This window comes from Peribacillus sp. NPDC046944, from assembly GCF_050272735.1.
GTDB lineage: Bacteria > Bacillota > Bacilli > Bacillales > DSM-1321 > Peribacillus.
The window spans coordinates 78,148-98,875 of record NZ_JBNNML010000009.1; the positions used below are offsets into that span (position 1 = coordinate 78,148).

Genomic DNA, 20,728 nt, shown 5'->3' on the forward strand with positions numbered 1-20,728 from the left:
ATAACTATATACCTACCATTTGTAAATTCATGCCTATTACTACTATCGGGTAAATTTAAAAAACTTAAAGGGAAATATTTCTATGTTAGCAAGATAAGAAACGTAATGCTTAAAAATAAGAAAGGAATCCGGCCAAAAAAGAAATTTTATATATTAAGCAAATTTCTACGTTGATTTCTCAAGAAATTGACCACATTAATTCTTCTTCAACAGTTCTGATTCGTTAGTTGAAGTAGAATAAATTTTTTAATACATAATATCTTCCTAAAATGACATAAGAAAAAGCACCACGAAGGATGCTTCTTTAAATTTGAAAATTTATTAGTAAGAACTCTTTTCAGGTAAGTGAACGACTATCTTATACGAATCACCTGAATATTTTCCAGACAAATGGACTTTATCTTCTTCCTCAAAATATTTAATGTCCACAGGGTACTTATTACTACCTTCGGTGTAATGCTCCTGATACTCACCAGGTAAAACACCAGTTATTGGCCAATCTATAGTTAACCTACTATAATTTGTTTCAATTGTACTATAAATTTTATAGTTTCCATCGAATACCACCTTTCCTTTTTTTTCCCCCATAACATGCACTTCGACTCCTAAAATGTTTCTGTGTCGATAGTTTAATAATATTTCTCTAAGGTTTTTAGACATAAAATTCTCCTTTATTAAAATCTATGATAACTAATATTCGACAAAAAGAGCGTGTATCCCACAAATAGTATATTATAACTAAATAAAAAGTACTACTTTAGCTCTATCTTCCTACTCCGTTACTCTGCTGTTGGCGGTTGATATTCTCCTACCAAGAACTCAACGCCACTATCTTTTAAATTTTCATAAACGCCTGGCTTCAAAGTAGAAGGTACATCATTAAATTCCGTTTTTCCTAAAATTACGCGTTGTGCAAAAAATAATGCCATCATATTATCATCTCCTATAAGCTTTATTAAAAATTGTATTAAAAAACGGATTATCACTGATAGATCATCATCGCCATATCTGCGATAAGATCTTCATGAAAATCCGTCCGTTCACTAATTGCTTGGTTTTGTGCTTTTAATAGAGTGTTTTCTGCTTTCAATTCCTCAATTTGTTCCGTCAAAGGGGGCCCGAATACTTGCGGCGCTTCTGGTTCGCCCGGTTCAGGATAAGAAAACTCCAGCTTCTTCGTTTTCCGATTGACCCGGTACCCATTACACTCTGCAAAATTCTGTCCGTATTCCCCGAATGCCAATTCAATCATATCGAAGGTTTCACGGTTGCGTTCGGATAGTACAGTGAAGGTTGCGATGTCTTGTTCAACTGTTCTTGATTCCACATATCCTTCACGCTCTCCTGTATCTATAATTAGATTTCCAGTATCTTTTTCATAATAAATTCTCCTACCAATTTTCATTTAACAAAGCCCCCTTTATCCTTTTATCATTCCCAAGCATACCATTTAGCACTTGACGTATTGTTAGCTAAAGATGCATCAAAACCATCACTATAAAAATCGTTAGTGAAATTATCGGTTCTTCTTTGAATTGAACTAAAGCCATTAAAATTCCCACTTGAGTTAGTCACGACGGTACGCACACCTATGAAATTCCCATAGGTTTCAAAGTCATGCATATAAGAGTATGAATATCCACCTGCCTCTGAATAATAAAAAGTAATGAGAACTATTTTTGGTCTAAAACCCAATCCTCTTACATTAATAACATCATAGTAATTTGTTTTTGCTACTCCAGAGGCATATTTTTTACCTGTACTTACACTTGCAATTTTGGTCATTAAAGCATCTAGTGTTTCAGTAGAGATAGCATTAGTCCCTTTTGCCGTTAAATTTGTTGCTGCCTTGGTTTTTGCGTTCTGGATATGCGCTTTTAATTGTGCGAAGGTATCCGCACTTGTTGCCGGACTCCCAATAACGGACGCGATATCCGTTTTACCATTATTGGCATTTGTAAAAAGCTCCTTCAGTGCACCTTCCACATCTGTTGCTGTAAAAAGGTTAGCTGTATCTGCTATTGTAATTTTAGCTGCAGTGGTTGCCGGGTTGTTCCATTTAGTTCGCTCTGCAGCAGTGATATGTTTCACTTCATCCGCCGAATGCGTCATAACTGCGTCATTCACTTTCTTAACCGCATTTGCAGTAGCAGCCTGTGTAGTGCTGTCTGAATCTACCTTATCATTAAGCTGTGTAATTCCTTTTTGAGTTAATGAAGCATCTGCTATGGAGACTGAATCATCTATGTGTTGTGCATTTTCTTGTAGCTCTTTTAAAGCTTGATAGGTTAAGTTCCATTGCCAATTGAACCAATCAGCTGGCGGATGCTGATTCGGACCCCAACCACTCTTTTTTGCTTCTTCTGATGGTACTATTCCTGGGGCATTCCATTCGGGTAGTTCTTTTTTAAAAGACATTTTTATCACTCTCCTTTAAATCGGTAAAATCGTATCGTTTTCAGGAACAAAAATAACACCTAACGTTCCTCCGTCGGTGCCATTACTAGAAAATCCATATTTACTTGTCTCTATTTCATGATTTGAAGAAAATCTGAAAGTTCCCTCGAAATTAGCACTTGCCACACGAACATCTCCAGGGGCTACTTGTTCAAGCAATGAGATTAATTGGCTAGTAGTAAGCTGGGCATCACTCACTACCTTTATTGGAATACGTTCGACGATTAATGCCAGAGGTTCCTCTCCGCCATTCTCAATGACAGACTTAAAAGAGAGCTTGGTAGGGTCGCAATTAAGCGTGATTGCCATTGTATCAACAAGGTCATTCCAGGTTCCTGCACTCTTTGCCCTCTCCCTCTTGGACCGTATCAGCATACGGTATTGTGCATCGTTAGCGAGTCCTCGGTTTTGATTAATGTCAGCACCAATGAAGTCTAATTCTTTCCCCTGGGCTTTCCCAACGTCTATCCATTGATTCATTGTGGTGAGTGTATCTTTTACATCATTAAATTGTTCATTAAAGACGAACATGATCTTGCCAATATTAGAAGTTTCTTTTTTAGCTAGGGCATCTGTCAGCATGCCTAACATTATCTTAAGCATAAGCCACCTCAATCAATGTAGCATCTGTACGAGCAACCTGGCGTGGTGAGATGGCTAGATTACTTGGTATCAAGCTTAAAGGATCAGAACCTATTTCTATCCCCACATCCTCAATCCCATTTACCTGATAAGCAGCTCCTATCAGTTTTGAGAGGATGACATCTTCCCCCATCGACAAACCTTGCAGTTCTTCGCCACTGGAATCTATTCCGCCGATTATGCCGAGTATTTTGTTTTTGATTTGTGTTAAACCATCAGCCTCAAATTCAGAATTTGTTTTTATCTTCAATTTAACGGACACTTCCACCTCTTCTGCAAAATCGAAACGAATAGGATGGATGCCACCTGAATGATCTGCTATCTGGTAAACCTCTGCGCCTACCGTATCCGTAGTTGCTCCAATGTTGTCAAATAGGGACTGCGCTATATCCAACCCTGCCCCTCCTAGCACATAAGCGTGGAGAGATTTCGGCGGATTCCCCTCCGAGTCCGTTTCCATAGTCTTATTAAATATGACATTGGCGCTACGCACTTCAGTCACATTATTAACAGCAGCTTCCACAGCTGATACCGTACTCTTTCCACTTGATTCGTTTGATTTTAAAAGGCGAGCTTGATAGGAGCTGTCTGATTCAATATCCGTACCGCCAGTTGCTGGTTCAGGATTTGTGACACTGGAGATATTATCATCACTCTCCACCGGGATTGTTACCGTGTTAGCTAAGACTCTGGTATAAGCCCCTGTGTCTACGCTGATTGCTTCTCCAATCCCATCCCCAATAGCATCCAGTTCAACGTCCTCTAATAAAGCAAACTGGATATCTCCCTCCGTCGAAAAAGTTTCCTCCGCCTGTATGATATAACCCGGCTCGCCAGTAAAGACCAAATGGACATATGAGTTGGTCGCTGGATTTCTCGGGAGTTGCTTGTCACTGCCGTGATAGTCCAACGATACGCCTGTTGCCTTTTTGATAAATCGGCTGTTGTACACGGCCTCTACGACATCCCATAATTTCGCATAAAAAAAAGCCATAACCCTCATGATTATGCCTACCGGAGTATAGGAAGATAGATTAGTATCTTCACCAAACTGTTCTCTAAATTTTGTTTCCATTTCTTCTACTAAATCTGAGTAAGTCTTTCGACTAAATCCATTTTTATTCAGAGCCACCAAAATCCGACCCTTCTAAGTTAATTTCGGTCCCGTCCGTTTTAAGTATTCGCAAGGAAAGATCCATCTCTCCATTTTGGTTTGTGACGTTAATATCCTCGGCCCCCTCAATAATTCCCTGATCAGTCATAACTTGCAGGGCCTCCAATATATTATCAATGACTTCTTCTTCATTAGGACTTCTTTCCCCTAAGAAGCTTTGGTCAAGGCCAATCCATTCATCAAGCTCGAACTCTCCTTTACGGACAGACAGATTCATTTTGACACCTTGTACAATTTCTTCGTCGCCTTTTACCCATTCCAGATTACCTGCTGCATCAAAGACAAAGTCGCCATCGACAACCTTTAACGTTTTCACCCTTTATACCTCCCTACCACAACCGCATCATTGCTGCTCAATAAATCAAAGCTATCCGGATTAATAAATGATGCTCCATCTAGATTATCGAGATTGCGCTGGGCTGCCATATAAAAAATAACATTCCCTTTTTCTAAAGGGTGACAATGATCCAACACGATGGCATCTTCTATAATCGATTGCTTATAAAGATTATCGTCATTATCTGCTGTCAAAAAGAGAGGTTGTATATCTGCTAAGTGGTCAGCATTGTTATATCTTATAACTTTGCCCGGAGCTAATGTTGCTACCGATAACAGGGTTTCTCTCTGAAAACCGGTGAAGAACTTGCTTACTTCACTCATTCAATCACCTCAAATTCCGAAATAAAATCACTACCGTCGTAATAATGTCTTCCCTGTTTGACCCTGTACTTTCCTTTGGCGGTTTTGGAGTCAATGTTGATAATAGATGCTGTCGTAATACGATGCTGCAATAAACACCGGACACTATATCCTTTTATATCATCATCTTCAAATTGGCTAGGAGTCTCAATTAACCCTGTTGATTCCTTTAAGGTAAAACGTTCGTCGTTTCCAATCTCTATACTCCTGATCACCACTTTTCCACGCCGCCAGTACATAGAGGCCCCGCAGTCTTTTACAACCGTATTAAGTTTACTCTCGATTTTTCCAGTAACTTTATAGCCCCTTTTGTAAACCTTATCTCGCGGTATATTACACTCAGCTAATTTGATTCCCAGCAGTCCAGTTAATTTTTTGATAATCGTTGATGCTTTGATCCCTTTGGCAAAGGTAATATTCAAGGTTTGCTTTCGCCATTTCGCAACTTTCACGGTTTTATAATTGATAGTGGAGGTATATTTACGGCCGTTTTTACCTATCTTCGTCGTAGTGATTGGTTTCTTAAGCTTGACCCTTTTTGATACGTAATATTTTTTAGGGGCATCCGCCATGTCAGCATCAATCTTGATGCCCGAGTAATCAGTGCCCTCTTTAAAGATAATTGTGGTGAATTTATCAATGCCCTCATACTTACTGGTAACTTTGGTGATTTTGCCCTCAACGAGCAATCCATAGTCATCTTTATACCCACCGTTAAGGGTAACGTTTTGGCCCTTTTTAATCTTACTAATTGTACTTTTAGTAAGGTTATAGACGATCAATTTATTTACATTGGGTTTCGAGTCATCGTCAAATGTAACATCAAATTGTACTTCTAATTCCTCATTATTAAAAGTCAGTATGCCTCCACTTGTCTTGATTGTGGCCTTGATAACCCTTTGCCATAGCATATCAGCCATTAATATCACCCAAATTATTGCCATCTTCTATGTCCTGGTCGAATGGATCATCTGACGCATTGTCCAGCGTTAAAAAGACGGTTTTATAAAAATTTGCTTTAGAGATGCTAGTAGCCACGTTTGATTCATCCAGAGGGACAATACTGGGTGCAGGTAAGCGTTCATCCACAATAGATTCAAACAAGGGACGGCCAAGGACCATCTTTTCGCCCAAAACAATAACGTATCCCTCAGCATCCCATAAATCCACCGTGTAAAAATCGTATGACTCATTGTAATTGATTCCCATTGTATAAGTATCCTGCTCAAAATCAATTTCAAATTGGACTGGAACTTCATTCACATCTAAATCAATGTATTCCTTGGCCATGTGCCACCTCGCTTCATTTGATTCTCATTTTGACTCCGATGGGAATTTTTCTATCAGGCCATGGATTCAATTTTCTTAATGCAGCAACCGTTGTTCCATACTTTCTAGCGCATCCCCAATACGTATCCCCAGATTTTACTACGTGATATTTTTTAGTGGAGCTGGATGTTTTCTTGGTTGTTTTCTTCCCCGATGACTTCTTTTTCGTGGCTTTTTTCTTGTATGGTGTTTTGGCAATCCGCACCTGTTGCATTTCTGCGGAAAACTCAAAGCCATTCGATACAGTACTGCTGTATGTCCCGCTAAAACTAGTGATAAGCACATCAGATGCATTAATACGGCCGACGTACTTCACTGTTTTTCCACTTTCCATGAGTTTTTCTATCTTCTTTCTTTTTTCGTTTGAATTCTTATTTTTAAAAGAATCATTTAACAGCTTGCCACTGATGGAATAAGTCTTAGGATTCCTTTGTACCGAATCATTTAACGGCATTCCTTTTTCTACAGGATAAGAAGTCACGTTTACCGAATTAGAAAACGATTCTGACATACTATCTATTTTGTAATTGTTGATTTTCGACATTAATAAGCCACCCCGCTATCAAACAATCCACGGAGATCTTTAAAAGTCTCTTCTAAAGCTTTGGAAACAGCCCGCTGAATAGCCGATTCGTTCGTTTCCCCTTTACTGCCTTCCAGGTTAATATGGATAGTTGGACTCAGATTAATGTTAATATCAGAATTACCTTTTTTATTTAATAAATCATTTGTCTTTCTATTGTTATTTACGTAAGATCCAAATGGTAGGTCTACAAGTTCCGGACCTTCCTCACCGACAAGAACTTGTCCATTCTGATTAACTTGTCCACCTTTAGCAAAACGTCTTGAACCTGTTGGCCCCCAGCCGCGCTTACCATACGGTAAATCTTTTTTCCAGTTCGAATTATTGAAGAATGCTAATAACTGGTGATAACCATTCATAATATCGCTAAAACCCTTTAACTTATACGAGGCAAATGTTTGCGGGATGTATTGAAGCAATCCGCGGGCAGGATTATTATTCCTTATATTTATGTCATTCACTGCTGCAGATTGGATGATTTTTTCATTCCCGCCACTCTCACGCTGGATTTGCGCGATGATCCCTTGTAATTGTCCACCTGATAATGATGTCTGTGTCTGTGCAGCTGCTCTTAAAATCATTTTGGACCATGCAGACGCGCCTCCAGTAATGCCAGTTCCACCACTAAAACTAAGTTTATCCTCTATAAAAGATGCAGCGCCTTCTTTGATTTTTTTGAATGCAGCTCCGCCAATCCCCATCATGTCATTTTTAAGTGGATTTTTATTGATTAGGTTTTGTATGGCTACCTTTGGATCCGTAATGAAATCAAGCACATCATCAGTAATTTCGGTGACTGTAGAAACAGTACTTGCTGTGACATCTTTTGCTTTGTTATAAACAGAACCTGCTACATCTTTGGTCTTGCTGTATGCTGCACCCGACGCATCTTGTATTGCACCGGCAGCATCTTTTATCGAGCCACCAATACCACCGGCATAACCAGGCATGGATCCGTTCAAGCCTCCTGAAAACATTTGGCTGGTTTGAGAAGCTGTTAAAACTTTTGCCCCACGAGGTAAGTTGACAATTTCTGCTCCATTTCCACCGACGATTTGAGCTTCTCCATACGGGGTATAGGCAAGCTCAGGTCCCTCTTCTCCCACGACAGATAAGCCTCCTGGATGATAGCCTGTTCCTTTTGCATTGGAAGCAACTTTTTTTCCCGATGAGGAGCTTGAAGATCCTTTTGGGTTCCATGTTGGCATTTCCCATTCAAGCCCAAATGCCTTTAAAACAATATTAATACCGTCTGATATCGAATTGACCTTTTTAGCTAGGTTAATTTTAAATTGTTCCCACTTTGATAGAGATTCACCGGTTTCCCAATCGACTTGCTTAAGATGGCCTGTTGCTTGTTTTTTTGCTTGCTCTACAACCTTTTCATGCATTTCTTCTGCGTGTTCAACGGCCTTGTCCTTAGTCTTTTCAGCACTATCTTTAATAGCTTCATATTGCGCTTTACTAATTGATTTATTATCGTAATACTCAGTATCCGCAGCAGCTATAACTTCTTTGTATTTTTTTTCAGCCTCTTCTTTAGCACCATTTCGAGCTTTTTTGGATTGCTTCACCACGTCTGCAGCTTGCTTGGCGCTAATTCTACCACTATCCTCCTTCAATATAGTCATGATAGTTCTCTGTTCTTTTGCTGATTTAGACAAGGATTTTACAGCTGTGCTATTCATTTTTTCTTTCAGCTTATTGATTTCTTGCTGTTCTTTTTTAGTGATGGATCGGTTTTCTTTAGAAGCTTTATTGATGATTTTATTTATTTGCTTCTGATATTTTTCAACGGTATCTTTTTGTTTCTTATGGTTTTTTTCGACGTTTTTCGTAATTGCATTTTGTTCTTTTGCAGATAAACCTGAATCTTTCAAAAAACTTGATAAGGTCTTTTCGGTCTTTCCAAACTTACTTTTCATGGACTTTTGAATACTATCTGCCATCGCCCCATAATTTGCTTTTAAGGATTTAGCTGTCTTTTTAGATACTTTATCTCCGGACCAATAAAGTAAATCTAACTGTTCCGTTGCCTTATCAGATAGTTTTTTGTAATCATTGATAGCTTTTGCGGAAGTTTTCGAAACCCCTTTACCGAATTCTACAGTTGAAGAAAGGGGCTCTTTTAAAGAATCCACCAAATCTTTCTTTGCTGATTTAGCACCCTGTGCAATTCTTAAAATAGGGTTAGAAGCAGCTGCTACTTTTGTTAGTAACGGATGCTTTTCTGTAAAACTGTCGATTTTCTTCGTGATGTTAGGCCAGTGTTTTTGGACAGAGGACCCAAACTTCTCTCCGAAGACCGAACCGGCTATACCACCAACCAGTCCACCGATAGCTGTACCGATACCAGGAACTAAACTTCCGATTGCTGCTCCTGCTGCGGCTCCTGCTGCACCCCCACTTATAGAACCTGTATTTGAACCGAGATTCTCTTTGCCTCCGAGGGCTAAGGAACCGACTGCTACGGCAGTACCAAGTACAGGAATAGCTTTCGAACCTTTACCTAACACACTCAATTTACTGCCATTACCCAAAGTATTCTTTAACATGCCTGTTTTAGGATCAATGAGGTGATTCGGTTTAGTGCCGCCTTTTGACTTTTCTGTAGAAATAATAGTTGTGCCGCCAGATGATCCTGAACCACCCCCTGTACCTACAGACTTACCTTTACCTTTTGGCGGGACACTGCCGCCAGTGACTTCCTTATTCATCGCTTGTATTTCTTTGGCCGTAATAACAGCTTGCGCTCCAGTAAGTTGCATTTGTTTTCGGTAGGATTCAAAAAAACCTTTCGCTCCACCCATCACTTCTCTTACAGATTTAACGGCCTTGTGCACCTTATAAATTGCAATACTAGCTGGTATTACACCGCCAACAATCACTCCACCCCAAACTGCCATTGACTTAGCTGAAGGACTTAAATCGTTAAAGCCACCAACTAAATCTGTTAAAGCTTCTGTGCCCTCTCGGACAGTGGGCTTGAGTATATCTGAAACACTGACTGAGGCGCTTTCAATGGAACCTTTAAATTCTTCTACAGATCCCGCAAGATTGTCCGTCATTGTATCGGCAGCTTTTTTAGACGCTCCATCAGATTCTTTTAGCGATTTCGTGAATTTTTCCATTGTGCCTGGTGCACTATCAAGAATAGACAACATTCCAGTGGCAGCTTCTGTCCCGAAGATGGTAGATAACGCAGCCAGCTTTTGGGCATTACCCATCTTGTCTGTTTTATCACGCAACTCATTCATGATTAAAGCAAATGGACGCATATTGCCTTTGTTATTTGTGATGGCTACACCTAATACATCAAGTTTTTTGCCTGCGTCCTCTGATGGTTTAGCCAAACTAATTAATGCTGATCGTAAAGAGGTACCAGCTTGTTCTCCTGCTAAACCAGCATTCGTCATAATCATGGTAGCTGCTGATGTTTCTTCTAGTGTTATTCCAAGAGCTTTTGCAGGAGTAGCAGCATACTTAAAGGCATATCCCATATCACTAATATCTGCTTTTGATTTGTTCGCAGCCATCGCTAATACGTCTGCAACATGGGCAGATTCGCTTGCTTCTAATTGGAAACCATTCAACGCAGATGTCATAACACTAACAGCTACTGACATTTCTTCACCCGATGCAGTGGATGCGTTAATTGCCCCTGGGATTGCAGCCATTGCTTGTTTTGCACTCAACCCAGACTTTGCGAGCTCTAGTTGTCCTGCCGATACTTCTTTTGCTGATTTTGTGGTGTCTGCACCTAATTGTATTGCTTGTTTTCTCATAGCTTCAAAGTCTTTCGCTGATGCTTCAGCTACCGCCTTAACTTCGCTCATGCCCTTATCAAAGTCCATGCCGACTTGGATTGCGGAAGCCCCTAAATCATACATTTGTTTAGCAAAAGCTGCTGCACCAATAGTGGCAAAAACTTCTTTCAACTTAACACTAGACGAAGCCAAATTATCCATTGAATCTTTTGCTTTGTTGCTATTTACTGCTTGATCTTTCAATGAATCACCAGAGTTTTTTGCACTCTTCGAAAGTTTTTCATTTTCTTTATGGACACTTTCTGTACTTTTGGCATTTTTCTTTAAAGAATCAGTACTCTTTACGGCAGACGCACCTGTCTGTTCGATTGCTTTTGAACTCTTTTCACTAGCTTTCTCGAGTTTTTCAGCACTTTTAACCGTATAGTCAATCTGGTCATTAGCTGTTTTTAATTGCTTAGAGTCAACATCTATTTTGACTTTCATGGTTGTCTGCCGAAGAGATTTAGCCATCTATTCCACCCCCTTTCCCAAAAAGCTTAATCTTCATGTTAGCTGCGGCTACAGCCACCCCTAATTGATCCATTGTCATGAGTTCGACTTCATCACGAGTGGCGATTCCTGCGATGACGGGCAGCCAATACAGTTCGTCTTTTGCTAACATCATTTCATATTCTTCTGGTGACTTTTTCTTAGAGTTGTCGACCAAGAAAGTTATCGGCCAAGGCCATTACCTCACGATAGCCCTCATGTTCATCCCAATAATCCCAATTCACTCCAATAGGCTTCACTATTACATGCTCCATAATGTCTTCGTGGTATTTGGTATTACTGAAGTTTCCTCCTTTTGCTGCTTCGTCTAATATTTCTTGAGTTTTCTTTGTTCCTGGAAATTGAAACGTGTATTTAATGTTTTCTATTTCTTGGACCTCTTGCTTACCAAACTTTGATACCTGTTCTTCTTTTGCTTTTTGATTTTCACTCATAATAAAATTCCTCCTTATTTTTAAAATAAAAAAAGGAGCCGCAGCCCCCTTATAATCAATAGTTAACTATTTCAAAATCCCCTACTTTAATTGTGTAGGAACGCGCCTCAATCCCATCAGAGTATGTCGCATCAGCAGACTTAGTAACAATCCCCTGTGTACCGCCGCGACGTTCTTTATTAACTGGATCATCAACGTAAATTGGAAAGAATGTTTTAGAATTTACATACCCATTTAGGATTTTATTGAATGGAGATGTCTGATTAAGAGTAAGAGTGACGGTCCCCAGTTTTGAGTTATTTAATGACCAGGACGCCTCTCCCTGTGCATTTGACTCGACTGACACTCGATCCTCATCCATATTAGCGGTTACGAATGTTCCTTTTTTATACCCTGTGACAATCATGTTGTTTAGAGTTGTGGTGATTAAACTAGCATCATAGATTGCTGCTTCCATAATTCATCCTCCTTATTTTTGATAATAAATAGCCGTGCTGATTAGTTATCAGCAACGACTGAACCTTTCACATTAATTTTATGGATGGCATTATCAGCCTTGTAATCAAACGATAGACCCGAATAGACCCGCTTTTTCTTATCTTCCTGGCTACCTTCAGCAAAAGCGTTCGTATATACATTAAAATCGTATTGGTCTTGATCATTGCGGTCAATGATACCCTGTTTTCCAGCTGTTGTTAAAACACTAGTTGCTACAGCTCCTACCAAAGAGACGCCATTTGGATTACCTGGCACCTTATCATTATCGGTAAGCATTTTTTGCAGGTCTGTTTCCATATTTGCTTTAATCCAATCACGTCCATGGTAAAAATCGATATACTCTCCAGTAGCTACGATGCCCTCACTCGTTTGAGGTACGCCAGCTTTGGTAACATAAGCATTCCCTCCGGCAGCATGGATCACATCTAAATCCGGAGAGCTAATCTCAATTGGAGTGATTCCTTTAAGATTGTCCCGGAACTTCCATGTGATGGAACCGACAGTAAGGTTTGCCGCGTCACCAATGACTCCCCCGTCTAATCGCTCCCCATCATTAGTATGGTAATAGATAATTGTATGTGGATTGTTTTTCAATGCGGCAATTTCCCCAACTGAATCAACTTGTACTACCGCAAATTTAAAATCATGTGTCTCAACCTTATTGGACAATTCTAAACGCTCCGTTGTAGTGGCTTCAGCTAACAAAGCAAAATGCCATGATTTATCGTAATATGCTTCCACTACATCCCCAAGGTTTTGTCCTACTGAAGGAGACTCCTTCACATATGACGCTACACAAATTACTTCCGGCTTATTTTTTTGAGCCCAAATCGTTTGGGCCAGCTTATATGTGGCTGTCGTATCAGTGTAATCAGCTTCAAGTGCTTCAATTGATTTATACTCCGCATATTTAACTGTGCTTCCTGCTGCCAAAATTAAAGGCCTGCCTAAACCAGCTACACTTGCAGGATGTAGTACATCAATGACTACATTTACATCTTTTAGTGCCATGTATAATTTCCTCCGTTTTAGTTAATTTGGATTCCTTCCATTCCAGATATATCATCTGCGTGCGGATCCATAACACGCATGCTTATATCAAACCCGGCAGTACGCTCATACTCAATCGAGATAAAATTATCTCTTCTATTAAAATCCGTCACATCGACGATAACGACGTTTTTTTCAGCAAATAAATCACGTCCTGGGCTCGATTTAAAGTAGGACTCGCATTTTTTAGCCAAATTTAAAACGCTCAATGAACTTTCATCGTGCCAGGTTAAGGACACAACCAATTCAAATTGAGCGTTATCGTTATCTCGTTCATATGTGATTTTCGGACTTGTAATGTTAAACGTTGCAAATGGATAAGCAGGTTGATCACCCGTTCCATTTGCTTCAATACAAGGAAAATTCGTTAATGTTCTGACAGCCTTAATCAGCGAACTTGTGATAATTTTATAATCAAAATACTCAGCCAAAAGCACTCACCCACTTTAATTCGTACTGTATAAAGTCAGCAAAATCTTCGTAACCCGACTTATTTTCAACAGAGTATTTTTGCCCCTCGTGTATTACTAGAGACTTTGGCGGTATTTGCATGTCAATGATGAGCTGACGACTGTATTGAGTTAATCGGCCACCACTCTGATAGATTTCATTAGCTGAATAAGGAAGAACAACCCCACTAGTATCTATCGGCTCCGTGTTTTCGATGGTGCCTTTAATTGACTCGCCTGTTTCCTCGTCATAACCAGCATTAGTGGTAGTATCTGATGTTGTAATCACAACTTGTATTGGTGATTCATAATCTTCCAGCATATCCTTAAACTCAAATAACATCATTGCTCACCACTTTCCATGTTACATGTCGTCTCAATTCTCCAGTGTCTATAAGAGGATTACTGGACCCTTTATTGGATATAGTTAAAGGTGCATTGCGCGGTGACCGCATGTCCGTCATATTCCTTTGGATGTCCGCCACAATCCTGGCCCCCAATCGTTCAAAGACCGTTTTAACATCGATTTCTAATTCACAAACCTTCTCAATCTGGGATTCTAAAAAATCCATCCATTCATCATTCTTTTCATCAAAAGTAGAACGAATAAAAGAACGCTCAGGAATGTTAACACTCTTTTTAAGCACGAAGTACATCTCTAATTCATTGCTACCAGGGCTCTTTTCAATGCCAAGCCCATATACTTTGCTTTCACCGTTTTTCCTTGAGAACATTGGTTTTAAACTCTCACCAAAATCTTTCGGACTTTTTCCAACAGCATTTTCATGTACTGGAATGGCAAGATTTTTGGAGGTTTTAGGTTTAATCGTCATCCCAAATTCATGTACATTTGCAATCATGGCATAGAAAGAATCATCAGAACCAAACATCCCAATTTCAATAGCATATTTGTCTAATTCCTCGAGCTTCTCCATCAACGTAAATAGGTTATCACTTTCATCGAATAGTTCCATCACAACACCATTAAATTAATACTTTTCCGACTGTATTTTTTGACTAGCCTTGCATATTCCTGACCATATGGAGTTGAATCCAATCCTTTACGATCATCAATATTTCCAGAAGTATAGCTTCGCTTGACGGGGCCAACTGTTTCAGATTGAGTTTGACGCACATTAAGAGAGCCATAATGAGCCGCTAAATATCGAGTGCACTTTTCCTTATAAATGTCTTTGATAGGCAATTCGAACACATCTAAGGATGCATCTTCAATTAATAAAAGCACCTGATCATCTGATAATGATGACAGGTGCTTTGCAATAGATTTTACTTTATCTGGCGTTGTGAGCACTTCACTCATATCAGCACCCCTATTCTGCTTTCAATTCACCAATACGCTTATCAATAGCATCCAAGACTGTTTTCCTGTCCTCAGATTCCTTTATCGATACGAGTGTTTCGATATCAAAGGTATCCTCAATGAGAGAAATGATTTCCTTAGCGCTTGATTTTCCTTTTTCATAGACGAACTCTCCATTTCGGTCAAGCTTAGCCATTAAAGGATGGGTAAGGAACTTTTCAAAGTCCTTTTCTTCCACTTTATTTGTACCCGGAATCAGCACCACACCAGCAGCCTCATATGAAAAGTTACCCTTATTGTTTACTAACATCAGATACCATCACCTCTCACAATAGCCATAGGATATCGTACGATCACACCAGTTGTACGTTGTTCAAATGGCACCTTATGGTTAGGAAAAGAGTATTCCGTTTCGTGCCGTGTAATGTCCATTGGAACACCTAGCTGCACAACATCAGGCGATGAGTCTAGAACTACAAAACAGTTGGATTCTGCAGTTCCTTGCCCTGCGATATCATTCAGTACTTCAATACGTGTAAACCACCGCTGAGATTGGATATATTCCAGAACCGTTTGCTTCGTAAACTCATTAAATGGCTTTTCCAGTTGTTCAAAAGAATCAGGTGTAACAAGCAGTGTATCTGCAGTATGGCCATTAAGTTTATTGACCTTGTTTTTCGCCTTACGAATATCCGCGACAATCTCATCAGCCGTTTTGTCATTCCATGTAGTCTTACCGCTTGCACCTTGTGGCACCGCATAAACCTGAATACCAGTGGAGGCAGTTAGACCTTTGATATTGTGTTTAGCATCACCAATAAATGCCAGACTGTTTTCTTTTTCTGCAATAGCCTTCCGGGCAGTATCAACCTTGACAGTTTCTACCGTCATCCCCGCCATTTGCGCCTGTCTCAACTCTTGCACAGAGATATTAATACCTGCAGCGATGGAGTAAATGTTAACCGTGTGACGCTCAAGGTCCGCATCTACTAATGGGATATCGCTGGCACCGGGTGCAAGGATTTTAGCTGCTCCAGAACGGGTAAAAACATCGTAAGCGTACGTTTCTGCTCCAGCTGGAATGTCCGTTTTAACTGCAAATATATTTCGAGCCTTAAGCTCTTCTTTATGCGGCTCATAGATTTTATTATCAATGGCCTGCAAGTCTTGTGGTCTTAGTAATGACATAGTTTATATATCCCCCTTAAGGTAAATTAATTTCGATTTCTACTAATTGGTTAGCAGTAGCATTAGCCTTAAACACTGCATTTTTCACTTCAATCGGACCGTCTGTCGTAAATTTTTGAGTTGCTGCATCTACTTTGACCGGTTGACCATTAATTACATCGCCACCTGCGACCACAAAAATACGACCGCGTTTAACGATTGCAGCCGGAGAGGATACTTCGTACCTTTGGTCGTCCTTTTTCTCCACGTAATCATGAATATTTTGAGCAAGTGCGATACCAATCACCTTGCCACCCTCCTGAATCGGCGAAATCGCTGACCCAGTTGCATTTAACTGTACTGCTGCACCAAAAGGTACTTCCTCCTCCACAGCATAAGTATCTGCTAAGTAGTCCTGGTAGTTTGCCAGTTGTCCGGCCTTTCCTGCCGGAACCATGTATTGCGGATAAGATGTAATAGCCATTAATATCGTCCTCCTTATTTACGCATATTTAGGCGCTTAGCCTTCATTTCGTTGATTTCCTTGGACTGTGTTCCTACTGAGTCACCTGTAAATGCTGATTGAGCCCCAGTAGAAGAAAAACCTTTAGCTTGTACGGTTGCCGTTGTGGCATCGAAGAAGGCATTGATATAATCATCAGACTTGCTGTCCCCTTTAAATTCCGGATTCACAGATTGAATTACGGCTTCTTTAAGATCCCGAGTAGATTTACCCTTGAAGTTATAAGAATCTCCCAAAAGTGGCTTTATGGTGGAAATAAGCTCCACTCTCTCCTGTACCTTTGCATCCAGCTCATCCTCGGATAGGGATTTTTCTTTGAGATTAGCAATCTCTGTATCTTTTACCTTTAACTGAGCATCCTGGGCATCCAGACGGCCCTGCAGTGCGTCTACCTCTTTAATTTTCAAATCAGCAGTATCTAATTTGGCTTGTTGAGCCTCCATGAACGATTTTACTGCTGAGTCTACCTCAAAGTCCTTACCATCAATTTTGTAAGTTGGCATTTGTTGATTTCCTCCTTTTTCATCTTCAATTTGCCATGCGTCCGAATCACTCCGGATAGATACCTCAGAACCTGCCCGGCCCTGGTCCACAATGGCAATATGGTTGATTTCTAAATTCCGTTGAACATACTGGTAAGCTTCCCCGTTATAGGTCCCTTGTTCTGACACTACATCCGATAAAAAGCCAATGCTGATTTCCCGTTTTCCATTCCTGATTTTCTCAATTAAAGCTTCATCGGTAATGGTTAGGGAAACATAGAGTTTTAATTTTTTGACCGTGGCATCTGTATGAGAGAGACCCTTAGAATACCGGTTAAAATTCTTTAGATTGACTGGCTCATTTGGATGATCGTCAGTAACCGGCTTAGAACGTGCTGATTGAATCGTGCGGTCACTAAATATCTCTTCTGGAAGTTTGGCCTCCATTTGGACTGTTCCATCCTGCCTCTGATATGGAAAAACACCAGGGCGAGTTATCGGTACTGTGACCGTTAAATAGCCTTCTGGTGTTTCTCTATAGTCTTGTATTAAACTTTTGTCATACCTCTGTAGCTTCACACAATATCATCTCCTTTCAAATAAAAAGAAGACCGGAAATCCCGGTCTAACATTTGTTTACCATCGATAGGCTTCCTTTGGATTCTCACTAAAGCTATTTGCCGCAGAAAAACCGTCAAGATCCGGGAATAATGTCTCTTTTCTTAAATCAAAACTTTCAATCAATACTTTCCGTGATTGTTCTTTTAATTGCGGGGATATGGCTACAAAAACATTATTTTCCACACTTCCCATTTCCAAACTTCCCATTGAGTTGTCGGATAAATAACTATATAGAAACACACCATGTTGGGCAGCAATCCTTTTAGAAACAACTGGAGGTTCAATGATCATTGGATACTCATATAAAGAAAGATCCTCAATCGCGTCGGAATATGACTTAAATTGATCATCTAAGTATCCTTCCTCACCACCAAGATAATTAGTATGAACTCCAAGTAATAAACCATACTCTTTGGTAACCGTATTTACACAAAACCATAAGGCAACCAAACTACTTTTGGAGAAATCAACCAATCTGGTTGCGGCACCATGATGCTGTAACCTTGCAAGAAGTTCCATATCACTAAGCAGTATGCCACTATCTACACCGTATCCTTTATGTCGAGCTCTTTCAAGTAATGATTTTTCATAAGAGATTATATCAACTTCTCTAACATGTGATTTATTATTCATTAGTCTACGGTATGCGCCACTATCAATTCTCCAATCAACATTTGCTTGTCCTCTCCATATCCTTACAGAACGGTCTTTTTTATGGCTATCTCCAATTAAAAGTTTAAACAGTTCATAAATGTCCTCTGGTTCCAGAATTAATCCATAAATATCACTTTTATACTCTTTCACTAGCCTTAACCTCCGAATTTATAAGTCTTATAAAATATATATTATAAATTACTTTTGGAGGAAATTCTTCTAAAATTTTCATAGATTAAATACTGGAATAGAAACACACCTGCAACGGTAATCACTACCCGGAAATTTCCCATTCGCTCCAGATTGATAGGTATATACATTACCACTATAACCCTGGTGCTCTTTACGGACTCTTTCGTCGCCAGCTGTAAGCCAAGAGAACTTAGATACTCCCATTTCCTCATGTCGCTTTTTTGTAAGCTGCCCATGTATCCTTCCGCTCTGATCAACAGCAATAAATTCGGCTCGGCTCGCACTTACTTTTCCAGCCTTCATAATTTGCTCACGGATTTCTTTGGTGGATGATCCACTCTTCATGCCCTCGTAGACAATCGTCTCAATCTTGTCATGAAATTGGGACTGTATGGATTTGATATAGCCGACATTTTGAGAGATAGAAGTCTGCACGAAATCATCCAGCCATGATTCAAACTGAATTGGATTTACAGAAGCCACCTTAGCCTGATCATTCATGTTCTTCATGTTAAATAGGTTTAGCCCGCTCACAAAAAGATTTGCCAGATTGGTAATCTCGGCATCTGTAAAGATATTAAGAGTCAATGCCCTTATTAATTTTAGTAAACGCTGCACAAAAGTTAACTCATTAGCATCAGCTTGATAAGTGCGGATATTTACTTTAATGCCCTTGTCATACTCTTTGAGGGTTAGCAGAACCATTGCCCTTATTAGACGTTTAATGCCAGTCTCATAAGATCTCTCTACAGCATATGGATAACGAGTCGGTGGTATATTACGAAGACCGGTCATTGACATATCCCTCATATACTTCATTGGCTATCTTTTCGTAGTCCACACTATCACCTGAGTATTTATTTTCCTCTGTCAGCCCAAACTGTCCAAACCGTGCTTTACGTACATCGTCAGCAGTATGTACACCATTTACGATATATATCTGGTCAGTTTCCGCAGCCAGTTTCCTTATTTCAGCATCCGTTTTACTATCAACTTGCCAGAGAGGGTTGAATTTGATTTCCCACTCTAGTGATTCAGGATCTACCGAACCACCAATATCATTTTGGCTTATCATGATCAACCTGATTAGTCTTTCAATCGAAGGTTTTAAAATATTTTCCTGATCAGCAGCTATCCGGGCGTAGTAATTCATCACATCATATTGAGCACCCGCAATTGTTCCTGCCTCCTGTCCTTTTAAAACGGTTTTAGGCATCCGGGCGCTAGAAGCTAAGACCTCCCAAACAAAGTCAATTAGGTCTTTAATGCCGCTCACATTGGTGACTTCCTTTTTCAGTTCTTCGTCGGCTCCAATAAGTGCAAGGGCCTCAGTGCGAAACATGTAATCCATTAACATGGATAGCTCGCGTTTGTCTGTTGCATCTAGATCTGCAATGTCAGCTGATTTATACACTTTGAAAGTATAGTCGTAAAGAATCTGGCCCACTGACCATAAAGAGGTATCAAATACCTTGAACACATCTTTCATGCTCTCAATTAAAGACTGGCCTTGCAACTCTCCTTCTAACCACCGGGTTCGAGCATGCAATAATCTGGAGGTATGAACCTCAGCATTCGATTGCGCCAGAGAAATACCATGGCGAGAAGAACGATCAATACGCAAAGATTCCAATTGCCCATAACGGATATCAAAAACGTCTTCATTCATCAAAAATTCTTGTACTTTCATGCTGCTAAATGCATGCAAGTAATCGACTGAGAGTAGCTTTAATTCGTTTAAAGAATCTTTTAAATCAAAAATATTCTGTTGCGTTACCCCGAGTGAGATGAATCCATCACCTTGAATCCGGTCATACATCATCATTCTCTTGAAGGCATCTTTAGCATTAAGGTCCGCAAGTTTGCTCATGACATTTTGAGCCAATTTATCATCTTTACAACGTAAGGAAAACCAGTTGCGGGTCATATCCTCGGGGGGTATGTCCACAACATTTTGGATGATTCGGTTCTCCGCGTACAACGCATTCAACTCTTCTTTCGGTGTTCGGATGTAGTTTCCAGCCCTGAGTCCAACAAGCTTATCCCGGTGGTTATTCCGTCCAACACCGTCCATAAAATCTGCTCGATGTTCTCGATTTTCTAATTGTTGTTTTGCTATATTCAAGCTGCTCAT

The 20,728-nt window shown here is 40.0% G+C and carries 27 protein-coding genes; all 27 read right to left on the minus strand.

Annotated elements, in window-relative coordinates:
- Nucleotides 1–321 precede the first annotated feature (321 nt).
- A complete protein-coding gene (locus tag ACQKIC_RS16350; RefSeq protein WP_427591968.1) occupies nt 322–660 on the minus strand; it encodes a hypothetical protein in 339 nt (112 codons plus the stop codon).
- Nucleotides 661–779: 119 nt separating this feature from the next.
- A complete protein-coding gene (locus tag ACQKIC_RS16355) occupies nt 780–932 on the minus strand; it encodes a hypothetical protein (RefSeq protein WP_427591967.1) in 153 nt (50 codons plus the stop codon).
- Between the two features lie 50 nt (nt 933–982).
- A complete protein-coding gene (locus ACQKIC_RS16360; protein ID WP_427591966.1) occupies nt 983–1,405 on the minus strand; it encodes a hypothetical protein in 423 nt (140 codons plus the stop codon).
- 26 nt (nt 1,406–1,431) lie between these two features.
- A complete protein-coding gene (locus ACQKIC_RS16365; RefSeq protein ID WP_427591965.1) occupies nt 1,432–2,418 on the minus strand; it encodes a phage tail protein in 987 nt (328 codons plus the stop codon).
- A 15-nt stretch (nt 2,419–2,433) separates the two neighbouring features.
- The gene (locus ACQKIC_RS16370) at nt 2,434–3,060 is read right to left on the minus strand and encodes a hypothetical protein (RefSeq protein ID WP_427591964.1); all 627 of its coding nucleotides are present in this window, start codon (nt 3,058–3,060) and stop codon (nt 2,434–2,436) included.
- Nucleotides 3,053–4,174, minus strand: a complete 1,122-nt coding sequence (locus ACQKIC_RS16375) for a baseplate J/gp47 family protein (RefSeq protein ID WP_427668698.1) — start codon at nt 4,172–4,174, stop codon at nt 3,053–3,055. The genes ACQKIC_RS16370 and ACQKIC_RS16375 overlap by 8 nt, the downstream gene beginning before the upstream one ends.
- Before the next feature lie 43 nt (nt 4,175–4,217).
- Nucleotides 4,218–4,589 (minus strand): hypothetical protein, encoded by a 372-nt coding sequence (locus ACQKIC_RS16380; RefSeq protein ID WP_427591962.1) that lies wholly within the window; start codon nt 4,587–4,589, stop codon nt 4,218–4,220.
- Nucleotides 4,586–4,933 (minus strand): Gp138 family membrane-puncturing spike protein, encoded by a 348-nt coding sequence (locus ACQKIC_RS16385; RefSeq protein WP_427591961.1) that lies wholly within the window; start codon nt 4,931–4,933, stop codon nt 4,586–4,588. Before ACQKIC_RS16385 ends, ACQKIC_RS16380 begins: the two co-directional genes overlap by 4 nt.
- Entirely contained in the window at nt 4,930–5,916 is a 987-nt protein-coding gene (locus ACQKIC_RS16390; RefSeq protein WP_427591960.1) for a phage protein, read from the minus strand. The genes ACQKIC_RS16385 and ACQKIC_RS16390 overlap by 4 nt, the downstream gene beginning before the upstream one ends.
- Nucleotides 5,885–6,262, minus strand: a complete 378-nt coding sequence (locus tag ACQKIC_RS16395; RefSeq protein ID WP_427591959.1) for a phage baseplate plug family protein — start codon at nt 6,260–6,262, stop codon at nt 5,885–5,887. The genes ACQKIC_RS16390 and ACQKIC_RS16395 overlap by 32 nt, the downstream gene beginning before the upstream one ends.
- A 13-nt stretch (nt 6,263–6,275) precedes the next feature.
- Nucleotides 6,276–6,845 carry a LysM peptidoglycan-binding domain-containing protein gene (locus ACQKIC_RS16400; protein WP_427591958.1) on the minus strand — a complete coding sequence of 190 codons (570 nt, stop codon included), beginning with the start codon at nt 6,843–6,845 and terminating at the stop codon, nt 6,276–6,278.
- Nucleotides 6,845–11,164 (minus strand): phage tail tape measure protein, encoded by a 4,320-nt coding sequence (locus ACQKIC_RS16405; protein WP_427591957.1) that lies wholly within the window; start codon nt 11,162–11,164, stop codon nt 6,845–6,847. The genes ACQKIC_RS16400 and ACQKIC_RS16405 overlap by 1 nt, the downstream gene beginning before the upstream one ends.
- Entirely contained in the window at nt 11,157–11,318 is a 162-nt protein-coding gene (locus tag ACQKIC_RS16410) for a hypothetical protein (protein WP_427591956.1), read from the minus strand. The genes ACQKIC_RS16405 and ACQKIC_RS16410 overlap by 8 nt, the downstream gene beginning before the upstream one ends.
- Nucleotides 11,319–11,343: 25 nt before the next feature.
- Complete coding sequence (locus ACQKIC_RS16415) at nt 11,344–11,637, minus strand: hypothetical protein (RefSeq protein ID WP_427591955.1); 294 nt, start codon at nt 11,635–11,637, stop codon at nt 11,344–11,346.
- 55 nt (nt 11,638–11,692) lie between these two features.
- A complete protein-coding gene (locus ACQKIC_RS16420; RefSeq protein ID WP_427591954.1) occupies nt 11,693–12,094 on the minus strand; it encodes a phage structural protein in 402 nt (133 codons plus the stop codon).
- 41 nt (nt 12,095–12,135) lie between these two features.
- Complete coding sequence (locus ACQKIC_RS16425; protein ID WP_427591953.1) at nt 12,136–13,146, minus strand: DUF3383 family protein; 1,011 nt, start codon at nt 13,144–13,146, stop codon at nt 12,136–12,138.
- A gap of 17 nt (nt 13,147–13,163) precedes the next feature.
- Entirely contained in the window at nt 13,164–13,616 is a 453-nt protein-coding gene (locus ACQKIC_RS16430) for a phage neck terminator protein (RefSeq protein ID WP_427591952.1), read from the minus strand.
- Complete coding sequence (locus ACQKIC_RS16435; RefSeq protein WP_427668700.1) at nt 13,609–13,977, minus strand: hypothetical protein; 369 nt, start codon at nt 13,975–13,977, stop codon at nt 13,609–13,611. Before ACQKIC_RS16435 ends, ACQKIC_RS16430 begins: the two co-directional genes overlap by 8 nt.
- Nucleotides 13,967–14,608, minus strand: coding sequence for a hypothetical protein (locus tag ACQKIC_RS16440; RefSeq protein WP_427591950.1), 642 nt, complete (start codon nt 14,606–14,608; stop codon nt 13,967–13,969). The genes ACQKIC_RS16435 and ACQKIC_RS16440 overlap by 11 nt, the downstream gene beginning before the upstream one ends.
- Nucleotides 14,608–14,955 (minus strand): DUF4054 domain-containing protein, encoded by a 348-nt coding sequence (locus tag ACQKIC_RS16445; RefSeq protein WP_427591949.1) that lies wholly within the window; start codon nt 14,953–14,955, stop codon nt 14,608–14,610. The genes ACQKIC_RS16440 and ACQKIC_RS16445 overlap by 1 nt, the downstream gene beginning before the upstream one ends.
- A 10-nt stretch (nt 14,956–14,965) precedes the next feature.
- Nucleotides 14,966–15,265 (minus strand): hypothetical protein, encoded by a 300-nt coding sequence (locus ACQKIC_RS16450; protein ID WP_427591948.1) that lies wholly within the window; start codon nt 15,263–15,265, stop codon nt 14,966–14,968.
- Nucleotides 15,265–16,143: a DUF2184 domain-containing protein gene (locus ACQKIC_RS16455; RefSeq protein ID WP_427591947.1), complete on the minus strand. Its 879-nt coding sequence runs from the start codon at nt 16,141–16,143 to the stop codon at nt 15,265–15,267. Before ACQKIC_RS16455 ends, ACQKIC_RS16450 begins: the two co-directional genes overlap by 1 nt.
- A gap of 16 nt (nt 16,144–16,159) precedes the next feature.
- The gene (locus ACQKIC_RS16460; RefSeq protein WP_427591946.1) at nt 16,160–16,606 is read right to left on the minus strand and encodes a structural cement protein Gp24; all 447 of its coding nucleotides are present in this window, start codon (nt 16,604–16,606) and stop codon (nt 16,160–16,162) included.
- A 14-nt stretch (nt 16,607–16,620) separates the two neighbouring features.
- A complete protein-coding gene (locus tag ACQKIC_RS16465) occupies nt 16,621–17,706 on the minus strand; it encodes a DUF2213 domain-containing protein (RefSeq protein WP_427591945.1) in 1,086 nt (361 codons plus the stop codon).
- Nucleotides 17,707–17,763: 57 nt separating this feature from the next.
- Entirely contained in the window at nt 17,764–18,552 is a 789-nt protein-coding gene (locus ACQKIC_RS16470; protein ID WP_427591944.1) for an FRG domain-containing protein, read from the minus strand.
- Between the two features lie 78 nt (nt 18,553–18,630).
- Nucleotides 18,631–19,389, minus strand: coding sequence for a minor capsid protein (locus tag ACQKIC_RS16475; protein ID WP_427591943.1), 759 nt, complete (start codon nt 19,387–19,389; stop codon nt 18,631–18,633).
- A complete protein-coding gene (locus ACQKIC_RS16480; RefSeq protein WP_427591942.1) occupies nt 19,373–20,728 on the minus strand; it encodes an anti-CBASS protein Acb1 family protein in 1,356 nt (451 codons plus the stop codon). Before ACQKIC_RS16480 ends, ACQKIC_RS16475 begins: the two co-directional genes overlap by 17 nt.